Raw genomic sequence first — 16,485 nt, 5'->3', positions numbered from 1 at the left:
CGGCACAAGAGACCGGAAAGTCACATAAATCCAGCCGCCTGCCAACAACTCCGATCATTCCGCTGGGGAACGCCAGTACTGCTATTCGCACCGGAAGGTGAGGCATGCGGCATGTCGGCGCGGCTGCATGTGAGCGGACCTGTTTGCCGTTTTCGCCAGCCAGGCTCGGCCTGCCGGCGGGGGGATATGCCAAGCCGACCTGTGCGCCATGGCACGCTGTAGCGAGAGGCGGTTATCTCCGCGCAAACGGCCCGTAAAACTTGGAAAAACCACACTTAACGCCTATATCTTGGAGACCAACGGGCGTGCGATTCGGGGCCGATTTTGCCGCGTCCTCCTGCGGCAGTCAGACGAAAGTTTTTCATGAGCGACCAGTCCGAGAACCTTCCCGGCGAACAAGCCGAGTACGGCGCAGATTCCATCAAGGTTTTGAAGGGGTTGGACGCTGTCCGCAAGCGCCCTGGCATGTATATCGGCGACACCGACGATGGTTCGGGCCTGCACCACATGGTCTACGAAGTCGTCGACAACGCCATCGACGAGGCGCTGGCCGGCCACGCCACGCTGGTGACGGTTTCGCTCAATCCCGACGGCTCCGTGACCGTCACCGACAACGGCCGTGGCATTCCGACCGACATCCACCCCTCGGAAGGCGTTTCCGCCGCCGAGGTCATCATGACGCAGCTGCATGCCGGCGGTAAGTTCGACCAGAATTCCTACAAGGTTTCGGGCGGCCTGCATGGCGTCGGCGTGTCGGTGGTCAACGCGCTTTCGGTGTGGCTGAAGCTCAGGATCCGCCGCAAGGGCGAAATCCACGAGATGACCTTCAACCACGGCAACGCGGTTGCGCCGCTGAAGGTTGTCGGTCAGGCCGGCGACGAGACCGGCACGGAAGTGACCTTCCTGCCCTCGTCCGAAACCTTCACCATGGTCGAGTTCGACTACAACACGCTGGAGCATCGCCTGCGCGAGCTGGCGTTCCTGAATTCGGGCGTGCGCATCGTGCTTTCGGACAAGCGCCATGCCGACGTGAAGGTGCAGGAACTGCTCTATGACGGCGGCCTGATCGAATTCGTGAAATATCTCGATCGCGCCAAGAAGCCCCTGATCAGCGCGCCGATCGCCATCCGTGCCGAGCGCGACGGCATCACCGTCGAAGTGGCGATGTGGTGGAACGACAGCTACCACGAAAACGTGCTGGCCTTCACCAACAACATCCCGCAGCGCGACGGCGGCACACACCTTGCCGGCTTCCGCGGTGCCCTAACCCGCCAGGTGACCAGCTACGCCGAAACGTCCGGCATCTCCAAGAAGGAAAAGGTCTCGATCACCGGCGACGATAGCCGCGAGGGCCTTACGGCGGTGCTTTCGGTCAAGGTTCCGGACCCCAAATTCTCGTCGCAGACCAAGGACAAGCTGGTTTCCTCGGAAGTCCGCCCTGTCGTGGAAAGCCTGGTCAACGAAGCGCTCGGGACCTGGTTCGAGGAACACCCTGCCGAAGCCAAGACGCTGATCGCCAAGGTGGTGGAAGCCGCAGCGGCGCGCGAGGCGGCGCGCAAGGCGCGCGAACTGACCCGCCGCAAGGGCGTGCTCGACATCACCTCGCTGCCCGGCAAGCTCGCCGACTGCCAGGAACGCGATCCGGCCAAGTCCGAAATCTTCATCGTCGAGGGTGACTCGGCAGGCGGCTCGGCAAAGAGCGGGCGTTCGCGGCAGAACCAGGCGATCCTGCCCTTGCGCGGCAAGATCCTGAACGTCGAGCGCGCGCGCTTCGACCGCATGCTGTCGTCGGACATGATCGGCACGCTGATCACCGCGCTCGGCACCTCGATCGGCAAGGATGAGTTCAACGCCGACAAGCTGCGCTACCACAAGATCATCATCATGACGGACGCCGACGTCGACGGCGCGCACATTCGTACGCTGCTGTTGACGTTCTTCTTCCGCCAGATGCCGGTGCTGATCGAGCGCGGGCACCTCTATATCGCCCAGCCGCCGCTCTACAAGGTAACGCGCGGCAAGAGCTCGCAGTACCTCAAGGACGAAAGCGCCTTCGAGGAGTATCTGATCGATGTCGGCCTTGACGAGGCGTCGCTGACGCTGCCGTCGGGCGAGGTGCGCACCGGGCAGGACCTGCGCGCGGCGGTGACCGACGCGCTTGGCGTGCGCACGCTGATCGAAGGCCTGCACACGCGCTATTCGCGCCCCGTGGTCGAGCAGGCGGCGATCGCCGGCGCGCTCAACCCCGACATCTTCAACGATCTCGGCAGCGCCAAGGCGATGACCGAAACAATCGCCCAGCGCCTCGACCTGATCTCCGAGGACATCGAGCGCGGCTGGACCGGCCACATCTCCACCTCCAATGACGGTTCGGGCGGCTATGTCTTCGAGCGCACGCTACGCAGCGTCAAGGAAAGCATTCATCTCGACATGGCGCTGATCAATTCGGCCGACGCCCGCGCGCTCGACCGGTATGCCGGCCGCCTCAACGAGATTTATGCCCAACCGCCGGTGCTGCGCCGCAAGGAGACATCGGAAACCCTGGCAGGACCGCTGGCCCTGTTGAACGCCGTGTTTTCCTCGGGCCGCAAGGGCCTGACCATGCAGCGCTACAAGGGCCTTGGCGAAATGAACGCCGAGCAGCTTTGGGAGACGACGCTCGATCCCAATGTCCGTTCGCTGCTGCAAGTGAAGGTGAACGATGCCACCGACGCCGATGCGCTGTTCTCGCGCCTGATGGGCGACGAGGTCGAGCCGCGCCGCGACTTCATCCAGGAGAACGCGCTCAGCGTCGCCAACCTGGACGTCTAAGACGCTCGTTCGGACAAACTTCATCGCCCTCTCCGTAACACGGAGGGGGCGATTTCGTTTTCAAGGCAGGCGTCTTGCCAATGAAACCAGCGCCGGCGGTGCGATGGCGGCGCTAATCAGCCTCGCGCAGCCTGTAGCCGACGCCGGTTTCGGTGGTGATGTATTGCGGCTCGTCGGGGGTCTTTTCGATCTTCTGGCGCAACTGGCGGACATAGACCCTGAGATACTGCACGTCGGCCGAGCCGCCCCAGACATGCTCGAGCAGGTAGCGGTGGGTCAAGACCTTGCCGGCATGCTGAACCAGCACGCGCAGGATGTCGTATTCCTTGGGCGAGAGCTTCACCTCCTGGCCGCCCAGCCTGACGATGCGCTTGACCAGGTCGACCGACAGTTCGCCGGTCTGGAACACCGGCTTTTCGCCCTGCTGCTGCAGGCGGTGGCGAAGGGCGGTGCGGATGCGCGCGGCCAATTCGTTCATGCCGAAAGGTTTTGTCACGTAGTCGTCGGCGCCGAGTTCGAGCGCCTTGACGATACCGGCCTCGTCGGTGCGGCTCGACAGGATGATGACCGGCACCTCAAGGCCCTCCTGGCGCCACATGGCGAGCAGGTCGTGGCCGCCCATGTCGGGCAAGCCGAGGTCGAGCAGGATGAGGTCGGGTTTCTCGGCCTTGACCATCACCATGGCCGGCTTTGCAGCCGGCGCTTCAAGGATGGCGTAATCCTGCGTCGACAGACCGACGCGCAACAGCTTGCGGATCGGCGGCTCGTCGTCGACGATCAGGATCTTCACCGAAGCGTTGGTCATGCAATTCCGTCCAAGTTTGGTCCGTCCAAGTTTGGCCGCTCGGCCGGTACCGGCATGGTGATGGTGAAGACCGCGCCGGGCCGGTCGGCACGGTTCGAGGCGACAATGGTGCCGCCCATCGCCTCGACGAAACCACGGCAGATCGACAGGCCGAGCCCGGTGCCGGCGCGGACATGATCGCCCTTGCGCACGCGATAGAACGTATCGAAGACGCGTTCGAGATCGGCCTGCGGAATGCCCGGGCCTTCGTCCATGATCTGGATCGCAACCGACGCACTGTCGGCCCAGCCGCGGATGCGGATGGTCGATCCCTCGGGGGCATATTTCGCGGCGTTGTCGAGCAGGTTGAACAACACCTGCTCGAACAGCACCGGGTCGAGCTTCAGCATCGGCAGGTCGGCCGGCATGTCGACTTCGGGCTTGTGATTGGCAGTGATCTTGGCGGCGCGGCGGAGCGCGCTGCCGACGATGTCACCGGGGTAGTGGAGCGCGTAGTTGGGCTCCATGGCGCCCGACTCGATCTTGGTCATGTCGAGCAGATTGGCAATGAAACGGTTGAGCCGTTCGGATTCGTCGAGCACGGTCGAGACAAGCTCGGCCCTGCCCTCCTCTGGCAACGAAACGCCGAATTCGCGCAACGCGCCGGCAGCTCCCATGATGCTGGCGAGCGGGGTCTTGAGATCGTGCGAGATCGACGTCAGCAGCGCCGAACGCAACCTGTCGGCCTCGACGGCAAGGCGGGCGCGGTCAACGTCGGCGACAAGTTGAATACGCTCGATGGCGACTGCCGCCTGGTCGGCGAGGGCATCGAACAGGCGTTGCTGTTCGGGCGTCAGAAGCGGGCCCTGGCGGTCATTGTCGAGACCAACGACACCGACCGCCATGCGCCCGGTGCGCAGTGGCAGATAAAGGCGCTTGGCGCCTGGCAAGGTGTCGGCGCCACGGCCGGCGGCGCGGTTGTGCTCCCAGGCCCATTTGGCGGCGGCGATGTCGGCATCGACAAGCGTATCGTCGGGCGGATAGCCGGCCTTGACTGCGATGGTGCCGTCCTCGGGCAAAAGCAGCACGACGCGGACTTTGAGCATCGACGCGATCTGGAAGGCGGTTGCCCAAAGCACGTCGTCGAGCGTGCCGGTACCGGCGAGCTTTTTCGAGAAGAGATAGAGGTCCTCGGTCATGCGCGCACGCTCGCGTGCGGCGGCAGCCTGGCGCTGGACACGTCCGGTCAGATTGGAGGCGATGACCGCGACAATGAGGAAAAACAGCAGCGCGACAACGCTTTCGGGGTCGGAAATGTCGAGCGTGTAGAGCGGCGCAAGGAAGAAGAAATTATAGGCGACGGCACTGAGCAAGGAAGCGAACAATGCCGGCCACAGGCCGAACGTCACGGCCGAACTCAGCACCGCCATCAGGAAGACCAGGGCGATGTTGCGAACGTCGAGGAACTGCTGCAACGCAATGCCGACAAAGAGCGCGCCAACGACATGGAGCGCTGTCGTCAGATAAGGCCACGGATCGAAACGCCGGCGCTGGGGAGCCGTCTTCACGCCCTGCGCAGCGAGGGCCGCATCCTGCTCGCTACCCGAAGTGACATGGACGCTGATGTTGCCGGCCTGGCGGATCAGAGCGTGGGTGACCGAGCCTTCGAAATATTCGCGCCAGCGCGGCTTGCTCGCCTTGCCGACGACGATGTGGGTGAAATTGTGGGTGCTGGCATGGCGGACAATGTCTTCGGCGACCGACTGCCCAGGAATGGTGACCGCCTCGCCGCCGAGCTGTTCGGCCAGGCGCATGGTGGCGGCGAGCCTGTCCTTGTCGGCATCTGGCAGATTGGCCGAACGCGAGGTCTCGACATGGATCGCCGCCCACGGCGCGCGCAAGCGGTCGGCCTGGCGGCGGGCGTAACGAACCAGCGAAGCACCGCGCGGATCCTCGTCGACGGCGACAAGCAGGCGATCGCCGGCGGCCCAAGGCCCCTCGATGGCATGGGCCTGCATGTGGGTGAGAAGCTGTTCGTCGACGCGCTGGGCGGTGCGGCGCAGTGCCAGTTCGCGCAGGGCCGTCAGGTTGCCTGGCGAAAAGTAGTTCTCGATGGCGCGGCGCGCCGTGCTCGGGACATAGACCTTGCCTTCATGCAGGCGCTTGATCAGGTCGTCGGGCGTGAGGTCGATGATCTCGACGTCGTCGGCGCGGTCGATGATCGAGTCCGGCACCGTCTCGCGCACGGTAACGCGGGTGATCTGGGCGACGATATCGTTGAGGCTCTCGACATGCTGGATGTTGAGCGTGGTGTAGACGTCGATGCCCTGGGTCAGCAGTTCCTGGACATCGAGATAACGCTTGGGATGGCGGCTGCCGGGCGCGTTGGTGTGGGCAAGTTCGTCGACAAGGGCCAGTGCCGGCCTGCGCGCGATGATGGCGTCGAGGTCCATCTCGTCGAGCTTGCGGCCCTTGTAGTCGACCGCCTTGCGCGGGATGACCTCGAAGCCTTCGACCAGCGCCTGGGTCTCGCGCCGGCCATGGGTCTCGACCACGCCGATGACGACGTCGGTGTGGTCGGCGAGCCGGGCACGGCCCGACATCAGCATCTCATAGGTCTTGCCGACGCCGGGGGCAGCACCGAGGAAGATCTTCAGACGGCCTCGTCCTTCACGCTCGGCTGTCTCAAGCAGCGCGTCCGGCGAAGGCCTGGCTTCCTTGTCCCTGATATCGTCTGGCATCTGTTCTTTTACAGTCTGGCGCGCCGGAGTTCTGCTGGAACTCCGGCGCGACCTTGTCAGGGCGCAACCGCTGCGTCGAGGGCCAAATTGAGCTTGAGCACGTTGACCACCGGTTCGCCCATGAAGCCGAGTTCTCGTGCCTCGACATACTGGTCGACGAGGCTGCGGATGACAGCTTCGTTGGCGCCACGCGCCTTGGCCACCCGTGCCACCTGGAAGTAGGCGGCCTCGGGCGACAGGTGCGGATCAAGGCCGCTGCCCGATGCGGTGACCAGATCCATCGGCACCGGCGCGCCAGGATCGGTCTGCTTGAGCGTGTCCGCCTCGGTCTTGATGCGTTCGATCAGCTTGGCGCTGGTCGGGCCGAGGTTGGAGCCGCTGGAGCCGGCGGCATTGTAGCCGTCGCCGGCGGCCGAGGGGCGGCCATGAAAGTAGCGCTCGCCGGTGAAGGCCTGGCCGATCAGCTCGGAGCCGACGACCTTGCCGTCCTTGACGACCAGGCTGCCATTGGCCTGATGGGGAAACAGCGCTTGCGCGATGCCGGTCATGCCCAGGGGATAGATGAGGCCGGTGATGACGGTGAGCGCCGCGATCATGACAAGTGCAGGCCTGAGTTGCTTCAACATAATGAAGGTCCTTTACACGAGGCCGATGGCGTTGATCGCCATGTCGATGGCCTTGATGCCGATGAAGGGCACGATGATGCCGCCGAGGCCGTAGACGAGCAGGTTGCGGCGGAGCAGCGAGCCGGCACCGATCGCCCGGTACTTCACGCCCTTCAACGACAGCGGGATGAGGGCGACGATGACCAGCGCGTTGAAGATGATCGCCGACAAGATGGCGCTCTGCGGCGTTACCAGCCCCATGATGTTGAGCGCGCCGAGTTGCGGGTAGAAGGCCAGGAACATCGCCGGGATGATGGCGAAATACTTGGCGATGTCGTTGGCGATCGAAAAGGTGGTGAGCGCGCCACGGGTCATCAGCAACTGCTTGCCGATCTCGACGATCTCGATGAGCTTGGTCGGGTCGCTATCGAGGTCGACCATGTTGCCGGCCTCACGCGCTGCGACAGTGCCGGTGTTCATCGCGACACCGACGTCAGCCTGGGCGAGTGCCGGGGCATCGTTGGTGCCGTCGCCGCACATGGCGACCAGCTTGCCCTTGGCCTGCTCCTCGCGGATGAGGCCGAGCTTGTTCTCCGGCGTCGCCTGGGCGAGGAAATCGTCGACGCCGGCTTCGGCTGCGATGGCGGCTGCCGTCATCGGGTTGTCGCCGGTGATCATCACGGTGCGGATGCCCATGCGGCGCAGCTCGGTGAAGCGTTCCTTGATGCCGCCCTTGACGATGTCCTTGAGGTAGATGACGCCGAGCAGGCGGGCATCGCGAACAACCGCAAGCGGGGTGCCGCCGAGCTTGGCGATCTCGTCGGAGATCGCCTGGATACCACGCACGGCTTCCGTGTCGACACGCGTGCCTGAAGCCGACGCGGCGCAGGACCTGACGTATTCGAGCACCGAATCCACCGCACCCTTGCGGATGGAGGAGCCGTCGAAATCGACGCCGCTCATCCGGCTCTGGGCGGTGAAGGGCACGAAATGGGCGTGCAGCGTGCCCATATCGCGGGCGCGGATGCCATAACGTTCCTTGGCGAGCACGACGATCGAGCGGCCTTCGGGCGTTTCGTCGGCGAGCGAGGCCAGCTGGGCTGCGTCGGCCAGTTGCTGTTCGGTGACGCCCTTGACCGGGCGGAACTCGGTGGCCTGGCGGTTGCCGAGCGTGATGGTGCCTGTCTTGTCGAGCAGAAGCGTGTCGACGTCGCCTGCTGCCTCGACGGCGCGGCCCGACATCGCAAGCACGTTGAAGCGCACCAGACGGTCCATGCCGGCAATGCCGATGGCCGAGAGAAGCGCGCCGATGGTGGTGGGAATCAGCGTGACGAACAGCGCGACCAGCACGATGACCGGGATATAGCCGCCGGCATAGGTGGCGAAGCTCGGGATGGTGGCGACGGCGAGAACGAAGATCAGCGTCATGCCGGCAAGCAGGATGTTGAGCGCGATTTCGTTCGGCGTCTTCTGGCGCTCGGCACCCTCGACCAGCGAAATCATGCGGTCGAGGAAGGTCGAGCCGGCGGCAGCGGTAATGCGCACGCGGATCCAGTCGGACAGTACCTGCGTGCCACCCGTCACGGCCGAGCGGTCGCCACCGGACTCGCGAATGACGGGAGCCGATTCACCGGTGATGGCGGCTTCGTTGACGGAGGCGACACCTTCGATGACTTCGCCGTCGGAAGGGATGATGTCGCCGGCTTCGACGAGCACGACCTGGCCGACCTTGAGGGCCGTGCCCGGCACCATCTTGTAGGCGGTACGGCTTTCCCCATCGAGCAGCTTGGCCTGGGTTTCGGTGCGCGCCTTGCGCAGCGAGTCTGCCTGAGCCTTGCCGCGGCCTTCGGCGACGGCCTCGGCGAAGTTGGCGAACAGCACGGTGAACCACAGCCACAGGATGATCTGGAACGAGAAGCCGAGGCCGCCCGCGCCGGTGACCAGATCCTTGACGAACAGAACGGTGGTCAGCGCCGAAACGACGGCGACGACGAACATGACCGGGTTCCTGGACAGGCTGCGCGGGTCAAGCTTCTTGAACGCGTCGCCGACGGCGGGGAGGATGATGCGAGCGTCGAGCAGGCTCGCGGATTTGTGGGCACTCATGTGAGAGACTCCAGTCCTTTAGTTTTGCGGCGCTGCATCAGAAGGTCTGGCCGACGATCATGGCGAGGTGCTCGACGATCGGGCCGACGGCAAGTGCCGGGAAGAAGGTCAGGCCGCCAACGATGACCACGACACCGGCAAGCAGGCCGACGAACAGCGCACTGTCGGTCGGGAAGGTGCCGGCGGAAGCGGGTACCGTTTTCTTGGTGACCAGCGAACCGGCGATTGCCAATGCGGGGATGATGACCAGGAAGCGGCCCATCAGCATGGCGAGGCCAATTGTGATGTTGTACCAGGGCGTGTTGCCGGTCAGGCCGCCGAAGGCCGAGCCGTTGTTGGCGGCGCCTGAGGTGTAGGCATAGAGGATCTCGGAGAAGCCGTGCGGGCCGGGTGTGCCGACGGACGCCACGGCACTAGGGATCAGCACCGCGATCGCGGTGAAGCCGAGCATGGCGAGCGGCAGGCACAGGATGGCCAGCACCGCCATATTGATCTCCTTGGCCTCGATCTTCTTGCCGAGATATTCCGGCGTGCGCCCAACCATCAGGCCAGCGACGAAGATGGCGATGACGACGAACATCAAGATGCCGTAGAAACCGGCGCCGACGCCGCCGACGATGACTTCGCCGAGCTCCATGTTGATGAGCGGGATGAGGCCGCCAAGTGCGGTGAACGACCCATGCATGGCGTTGACCGCGCCGCAGGAGGCGGCGGTGGTGACCACAGCAAAGAGCGACGACAGGACAATGCCGAAGCGCACTTCCTTGCCTTCCATGTTGCCACCGTCGATTCCGAGCGCATGGACCAGCGGGTTACCAGCGGCTTCGGCCCAGTAGGTGACGGCAACGCCAGCGACAAACAGGATGCCCATGGTGGCGAAGATCGCCCAGCCCTGGCGCTGGTTGCCGACCATGCGGCCGAAGACGTTGGTCAGCGCCGCGCCAATGGCAAAGATCGACACGATCTGGATGAAGTTGGAGATGGCGTCGGGGTTTTCGAACGGGTGCGCGGAGTTGGCGTTGAAGAAGCCGCCGCCATTGGTGCCGAGCATCTTGATGGCCAGCTGCGAGGCAACCGGGCCGACGGCGATTGTCTGCTGGGCGCCCTCGACAGTGGTCGCCGCAACATAGTAGCCGATCGTCTGCGGCACGCCGAGCCAGACATAGGCGAGCGTCAGCACGACGCAGAGCGGCAGCAGCACGTAGAGCGTGGAACGGGTCAGGTCGACCCAGAAATTGCCGATCGACTTGCCCGAGGCGCGGGCAAAGCCGCGGATCAGCGCCATGCCGACGGCGATGCCGGTGGCGGCGGAAACGAAATTCTGGACGGTCAGGCCGGCCATCTGCACAAGATAAGACATCGTGCTTTCGCCGCCGTAGTTCTGCCAGTTGGTGTTGGTGACAAAGCTGACGGCGGTGTTGAAGGAGAGTTCCGGCGGCACAGCACCCATGGCAGCCGGGTTGAAGGGCAGCGAGCCCTGGAACCGCTGCAGCATGTAAAGCAGCAGGAAGCCGGCGATGTTGAACGACAGCATGGCAGCGGCATAGCCGGTCCAGTGCTGGTCCTCGCGCTCGCTGGTGCCGGCGAGCCGGTAGAGCACACGCTCGACGGGGCCGAGAACGGGCGACAAAAGCGTGCGTTCGCCACTGAAGACGCGGGTCATGTAGCCGCCGAGCGGCTTCACGAGCAGAATGATAACTCCGCAGAACGCGGCGATCTGTATCCAGCCATTGATGGTCATTTGGGAAACTTTCCGTGCGAGCGCTGGACGGTCAGAACCGTTCGGGGCGGATGAGCGCGTAGGTCAGATAGGCAAGCAGGAACACGGTCACTGCGCCGCCAAGAATGTATTCGAGCAACATGTTTGCGTCCTTCCGCTCAGAGGATGTCGCAGGCTTTGACGTAGGCAAAACACAAGGCGAAGAAGACGACGCCTATGGCGAGAACGAAGATGTCCATCTTCGAAGGCTCCTGTTCCGTTGCGGCCTTGCACCGTGGCGCAAAAGACCATGAGCCACGCGAAACAACGGCGTCAGCTCAGCTGACGACGTTGGACGTGGCATCTGCTTGACGCATCGTGCTTGCCGAAGACCGGATAGGTCTTGGGGCCGATACGCTGGGATTTCAGGAGACAATGTGGTCCCGAACCGCATTAAGGTTCGAGAGCGCGGGGCGCGGAAAGAAATAGGAATTCCATAAACAAAACGGCCCCCAGGCGGTTGCCTGAGGGCCGTCGATCGTCAGGTTCGAGGCTGCCGCGATGGCAGCGGCAGGTCAGGCAAGGATCAAGCCAGGCCTTCGGCGCGCAGAGCCTTCTGTACCGCCGGGCGGGCGGCCACAGTGCCGAGATAACGCTGGATGTTGGCAAAGGACGACAGGTCGATGCCGACGTGCTTGGCCCAGCCGAGGATCGTCCAGAGATAGGCGTCTGCGGCGGTGAAGGCATCGCCCATCAGGTAGGAGCGGCCTTCGAGCTTGCCGTCGACATAAGCGAGGCGCTTGGCGAGCAGCTCGCGGTTGATTTCCTTGGTGGCCTCGGGCGTGTTGGGCTTGAAGAACGCGCCGAAGACCTTGTGCAGTTCGGTGGCGACGAAGGCCAGCCACTGCTGGACACGGTAGCGCGCCATGTCGCCGGCCTTGGGCATAAGGCCGCTCTCGGGCTTCTGGTCGGCGAGGTACTGCACCAGAACGGAAGATTCGGTCATCAGCTCGCCGTCGCCGAGCACCAGCGCCGGAACGTAGCCATTGGGGTTGGTGGCGAGGAAGTCCTGCTGGGCTTCGGTGGTCTTGGTCTTGCCGTCGACCTTGACTAGCTCGAGGTCGATGCCAACTTCGTTGGCGACGATGTGCGGGGCCAACGAGCAGGCGCCGGGCATGTAGAAAAGCTTCATTTCGCGGGGAAACTCCGAATGTTGATGCCCTCCCCTCGCACGCGCGGGAGAAGTCTCCAAGCACCCAATCGGTGAACACTATGTTGCCGAAGCGAGGCGGCTCAGACGGTGATTGTCTTCAGCCTTTCGGCGACAAGCGCCGCCAGCCGCGCGGCGACCTCTTGCTTGGAGAGATCCGGCCATTCGTCGACACCGCCCCCGCTGACGATGCGAACGCGGTTGCGATCGCCACCCATGACGCCGCCCTCGTGGCTGACATCGTTGGCGACGATGAAATCGGCACCCTTTTTTGCCAGCTTGGCCTGGGCGTTCTTGAGCACGTCCTGGGTCTCGGCGGCGAAGCCGACAACAAGGTAGGGCCGCTGCTTGTGATGTCCGACACCGGCAAGGATGTCGGGGTTTTCAACCATTTGCAGTGCAGGAGGTCCTTCGCCCGCCACCTTCTTGATCTTCTCGCCGGCGGCATTGTCGGTGCGCCAGTCGGCGACGGCGGCGACGAACACCGCGGCATCGGCAGGCAAAAGCTGCTCGACCGCGTCGCGCATCTCGCGCGCACTCTCGACATGGACCGTGTTCACGCCCGCCGGGTCGGCGATGGTGACCGGACCGGAGACAAGGCGCACATCGGCGCCAAGCCTGGCCAGGGCCGCGGCGATGGCATGGCCCTGCTTGCCCGACGAGCGGTTGGCGATGTAGCGCACCGGGTCGATGGGTTCGTGCGTCGGGCCCGAGGTGACGATGATCTTTCTGCCCGAAAGCGGCCTTGGCCCGACGTCGAGCAGCGCCTCGATGGCCGAAACGATCTCCAGCGGCTCGGCCATGCGGCCCTCGCCGGCCTCGCCGCTTTCGGCCATCTCGCCGCTCTTTGGACCGACGAAATGGGTACCGTCCTTTTCGAGCGTGGCGCGGTTGCGCCGCGTGGCTGGATGCGACCACATCTTCGGGTTCATGGCAGGCGCCAAGAGCACCTTCTTGTCGGTGGCGAGCAGCACCGTGGAGGCTAGGTCGTTGGCGTGGCCATTGGCGAGCTTGGCCATCAGGTCGGCGGTGGCGGGTGCCACGACCAAAAGGTCGGCTTCGCGCGACAGCCTGATGTGGCCGATGTCGTGCTCGTCCTGCCGGTCGAAGAGATCGGAAAATACGTGGTCGGCGGTGAGTGCGCCGACCGACAGTGGCGTGACGAACTCCTGCGCGGCAGATGTCATGACCGCCCGCACCGAAGCGCCGCGCTCGCGCAAACGCCTGATGAGGTCGAGCGACTTGTAGGCCGCGATGCCGCCGCCGATGATGAGCAGGATGCGCTTGCCGTTGAGGATCATGCCTGGTCCGCCGTATTCTCAGGCCGGCCTTAGCGCCGGCTCGATGTCGGTATGGATGAAATCGTCGCCCTTGAAAAGCAGCGGGACGTTTCGGGTCTTGGCCAGCGCATAGGCGAAGCAGTCGCCGAAGTTGAGCTTCGCTGCGTGGCCAGAACCGCGGCTGTACTGCATCCTTGCCGCGACGGCGGCCTCCAATTCCTGTTCGCCAAAGGGCACGAGCGTGATCAACGTGTCGGCGACCAAACCTCGCAGAAACTCCAGGCCCTTTGTTGGCGCTATGCCTGCCAGCACGAAGACGCATTCGAGATAGGTCGGAACAGCCATCAGCTTGTTCGGCGTCTGCTCCAGCATCTTGCTGAACGCCAGCGCCTCGGGCTCACCGCGCGCAATCGCAACGATGACCGAGGTGTCGACAACCATCAGATCCCCTCATACTCGCCGCTAAGCGCATCGCTCAGCTCTTTCTGTGAATAATACTTGTAGCGGTTGTCTGTCGGCGGATCGGACGCAAGCTCCGCGGCACGACGCATAATCTCGTCCGCGCTGATGCGCGACGCCGGCACATCCCGCGCAGCGACCTCATCCGAAAGGATCTGGCGAAGAGCCTCTTCGAGCGAATTGCCGTTCTGCGCGGCCTTGACGCGCAGAGCCTGCTTCACATCTTCGGGCACGTTTCTGATGGTGAGGGTAGCCATGGACGCCTCCATGCTGTCATTGACTGCAATGTAGTCATTGACAGCACCTGCGTCAAACCGCGTGGCGGTCTCAGAGCAGTTGCCAGGCGATGTAGACCAACGTCAGCGCAATCACCCACAGCGCTATGCGGCCGGATCGCGTGTGGCGCGCTTCGGCTTTGCCGATCGCCCTGGCGGTCTCGGGATCGAAGCGCAGGCCGTTTTCGGCCATGGCGTCGATCTGGCGCGACAGCCGCTCGGTGCGGGCGGCGAGATCGGGAGCCTGGCGGACGAGCGACATCAGAGCGCCGAGGCCATCGCGAGCGTCGATCAGAAGGCCCTGCGGGCCCAGATTGCCGGCGATCCAGTGGCCAACGACGGGTTCGGCGGTCTTCCACATGTTGAAAGCCGGATCGAGCGTGCGGGCAACGCCTTCGACCACGACCATCGTCTTTTGCAGCAGCACCAGTTCGGGCCGCGTTTCCATGTCGAACAGTTCGGTGACCTCGAACAGCAAGGTCAGAAGCTTGGCCATCGAAATGGTTTCCGCCGGCTGGCCGTGGATCGGCTCGCCGATGGCGCGGATGGCCTGGGCGAAAGCCGCGACATTGTGGTGGCGCGGCACGTAGCCGGCCTCGAAATGGACCTCGGCGACACGCATGTAGTTGCGGGTGATGAAGCCGTAGAGGATCTCGGCGAGGAAGCGCTGCTCCTTCTTGCCGAGCCGGCCCGAGATGCCGAGATCGACGGCAACGATGTCGCCCTTGGCGTCGACGAACATGTTGCCGGGGTGCATGTCGGCATGGAAGAAGCCGTCGCGCAAGGTGTGGCGCAGGAACGACTGGACCAGCGTCGCGGCGATCGCCTTGAGATCGTAGCCGCCGGCACGAAGCCCTTCGATGTCGTTGAGCTTGACGCCGTCGATCCACTCCATGGTGAGCACGTCGCGGCCGGTGCGCTCCCAGTCGACGGCCGGCACGCGGAAGCCGGGATCGTCCTTGGTGTTTTCTCCAAGCTCGGAATAGGCGGCCGCCTCGAGCCGGAAATCCATCTCGATCTTGGTGGTCTGGGCCATCGTCTCCGTGATCTCGACCGGGCGCAGCCGGCGGCTCGACGGGACGAAGCGCTCCTGCAGCCGGGCGGCGAGGAAATAGCTTTCGAGATCCTGGAAAAAGCGGCGGCGTACACCGGGGCGGATGACCTTGACCGCGACCTTGCGCGGACCATCCGGCGTATCGACCTCAGCCGGATGAACCTGGGCGATGGAGGCTGCGGCCACCGGCTCGTCGATGCGAATGTACAGGTCGGAGACCTTGCGGCCGAGCGAACCTTCGATGGCCTCGACGGCTTCCGACATCGGGAAGGTCGCCATGCTGTCCTGGAGCAGTGCGAGGTCGAGCGCGATGTCGTCGCCCACGACGTCGGGGCGCGTCGCCAGGAACTGGCCGAGCTTGACGTAGGACGGCCCGAGCCGGGCGACCGCATTGGCGAGTCGATCACTGCGCACGCTTTTCCTGGCCCGGCGGCGAGTGAACAGCTTGGCGACCTGCCAGCCAAATTTCGGCAGGCCCGTGAGCTGGTCTCCCGGCAACGCCGCGACCACGCCCTCGCGCACCAGCACCCAGCCCGCGCGCGCGAGCCGGAAAGACGCTCCGAGACTGCTCATCGCGCGCCGTCTCTCAAAGCTTCCAGCCCGAGTGAAGGGCTGCGATGCCGCCGGTGTAGTTGCGGAAGGTGACGCGGTCGAAGCCGGCGCGCGTGATCATCGCGGCAAAGTTCTGCTGGTTGGGAAACTTGCGGATCGATTCGACGAGGTAGGCATAGGGCTCGCCGTCACCGGTGACAGCCTGGCCGATGCGCGGGATGGCATTGAACGACCAGGCCTCGTAGACCTTGTCGAGCAGCGGCATCTCGACCTCGGAGAATTCGAGGCAAAGCAGGCGCCCGCCCGGCTTGAGTACACGGTACGCTTCCGACAGCGCGACATCGATGCGCGGCACGTTGCGGATGCCGAAGGCAATCGTATAGGCGTCGAAGGTCTCGTCTGCGAAGGGCAGTTCCTCGGCGTTAGCCTCGACGAAATCGGTCTTGTCGGCAAGGCCGCGCTTTTCGGCACGCTCGCGGCCGACGCCAAGCATCGAGCCGTTGATGTCGAGCACTGTGGCGTGCGCGTTGCCCTGCGAGGCATCGATGATGCGGAAGGCGATATCGCCGGTGCCGCCGGCAACGTCCAGCACTTTCCAACCCGGACGCTTGGGCGGATTGAGCCAGGCAACCATGGCGTCCTTCCACACCCGGTGCAGACCGCCCGACATCAGGTCGTTCATCATGTCGTAGCGGTTGGCGACCTTGTGGAAGACCTCGTTGACCAGGCCCTGCTTGTCGCCCGCGCCGACATTTCGGAAACCGTAAGAAGTTTCCATGCCGCCGACAGCTGTCGTCCGTTGTTCTGACATTTTCTTGTCCAATCAAATCCGGCGGGACCATAGCCGATCACACCAGCGGGCGCTATTGTTTGAGGCGCGGTTTTCGGCCGCGCCCGCGCCGACACGAC

At 64.2% G+C, this 16,485-nt stretch carries 13 protein-coding genes; 1 reads left to right on the top strand and 12 read right to left on the bottom strand.

The features are described from left to right. The first annotated feature begins 363 nt into the window (after nucleotides 1-363). Complete coding sequence (gyrB, locus tag C8K44_RS11515) at nucleotides 364-2,811, top strand: DNA topoisomerase (ATP-hydrolyzing) subunit B (protein WP_109575926.1); 2,448 nt, start codon at nucleotides 364-366, stop codon at nucleotides 2,809-2,811. Between the two features lie 112 nt (nucleotides 2,812-2,923). On the opposite strand, the gene C8K44_RS11510 is transcribed toward gyrB, so the two are convergent. From C8K44_RS11510 to ubiE, 12 genes are all read right to left on the bottom strand, one after another. Beyond that, nucleotides 2,924-3,616, bottom strand: a complete 693-nt coding sequence (locus tag C8K44_RS11510; protein ID WP_109575925.1) for a response regulator transcription factor — start codon at nucleotides 3,614-3,616, stop codon at nucleotides 2,924-2,926. Continuing rightward, nucleotides 3,613-6,336, bottom strand: coding sequence for a sensor histidine kinase KdpD (locus C8K44_RS11505; protein ID WP_109575924.1), 2,724 nt, complete (start codon nucleotides 6,334-6,336; stop codon nucleotides 3,613-3,615). Before C8K44_RS11505 ends, C8K44_RS11510 begins: the two co-directional genes overlap by 4 nt. A gap of 56 nt (nucleotides 6,337-6,392) precedes the next feature. Next, nucleotides 6,393-6,962, bottom strand: a complete 570-nt coding sequence (kdpC, locus tag C8K44_RS11500) for a potassium-transporting ATPase subunit KdpC (protein ID WP_109575923.1) — start codon at nucleotides 6,960-6,962, stop codon at nucleotides 6,393-6,395. Nucleotides 6,963-6,974: 12 nt separating this feature from the next. Further along, a complete protein-coding gene (gene kdpB / locus C8K44_RS11495) occupies nucleotides 6,975-9,047 on the bottom strand; it encodes a potassium-transporting ATPase subunit KdpB (protein WP_109575922.1) in 2,073 nt (690 codons plus the stop codon). 37 nt (nucleotides 9,048-9,084) lie between these two features. Next, nucleotides 9,085-10,788: a potassium-transporting ATPase subunit KdpA gene (gene kdpA / locus C8K44_RS11490; protein ID WP_109575921.1), complete on the bottom strand. Its 1,704-nt coding sequence runs from the start codon at nucleotides 10,786-10,788 to the stop codon at nucleotides 9,085-9,087. 31 nt (nucleotides 10,789-10,819) lie between these two features. Continuing rightward, complete coding sequence (kdpF, locus tag C8K44_RS11485) at nucleotides 10,820-10,909, bottom strand: K(+)-transporting ATPase subunit F (protein ID WP_067954606.1); 90 nt, start codon at nucleotides 10,907-10,909, stop codon at nucleotides 10,820-10,822. A 423-nt stretch (nucleotides 10,910-11,332) separates the two neighbouring features. Beyond that, complete coding sequence (gene gstA, locus C8K44_RS11480; protein ID WP_109575920.1) at nucleotides 11,333-11,938, bottom strand: glutathione transferase GstA; 606 nt, start codon at nucleotides 11,936-11,938, stop codon at nucleotides 11,333-11,335. A 101-nt stretch (nucleotides 11,939-12,039) separates the two neighbouring features. Then, nucleotides 12,040-13,257 (bottom strand): bifunctional phosphopantothenoylcysteine decarboxylase/phosphopantothenate--cysteine ligase CoaBC, encoded by a 1,218-nt coding sequence (gene coaBC, locus C8K44_RS11475; protein WP_109575919.1) that lies wholly within the window; start codon nucleotides 13,255-13,257, stop codon nucleotides 12,040-12,042. 18 nt (nucleotides 13,258-13,275) lie between these two features. Then, entirely contained in the window at nucleotides 13,276-13,677 is a 402-nt protein-coding gene (locus C8K44_RS11470; protein ID WP_109575918.1) for a type II toxin-antitoxin system VapC family toxin, read from the bottom strand. Continuing rightward, on the bottom strand, nucleotides 13,677-13,952 hold the full coding sequence (locus C8K44_RS11465) for a plasmid stabilization protein (protein ID WP_146203933.1): 276 nt from the start codon (nucleotides 13,950-13,952) through the stop codon (nucleotides 13,677-13,679). Before C8K44_RS11465 ends, C8K44_RS11470 begins: the two co-directional genes overlap by 1 nt. A 70-nt stretch (nucleotides 13,953-14,022) precedes the next feature. Continuing rightward, nucleotides 14,023-15,597, bottom strand: a complete 1,575-nt coding sequence (ubiB, locus tag C8K44_RS11460) for a 2-polyprenylphenol 6-hydroxylase (RefSeq protein ID WP_109575916.1) — start codon at nucleotides 15,595-15,597, stop codon at nucleotides 14,023-14,025. Nucleotides 15,598-15,610: 13 nt separating this feature from the next. After that, nucleotides 15,611-16,387, bottom strand: a complete 777-nt coding sequence (gene ubiE / locus C8K44_RS11455; protein ID WP_109575991.1) for a bifunctional demethylmenaquinone methyltransferase/2-methoxy-6-polyprenyl-1,4-benzoquinol methylase UbiE — start codon at nucleotides 16,385-16,387, stop codon at nucleotides 15,611-15,613. Nucleotides 16,388-16,485: the final 98 nt, after the last annotated feature.

Origin of the sequence: Aminobacter sp. AP02 (assembly GCF_003148805.1) — a bacterium.
Taxonomy (GTDB): domain Bacteria; phylum Pseudomonadota; class Alphaproteobacteria; order Rhizobiales; family Rhizobiaceae; genus Aminobacter.
This window is presented reverse-complemented; position numbering and strand designations above follow the sequence as displayed.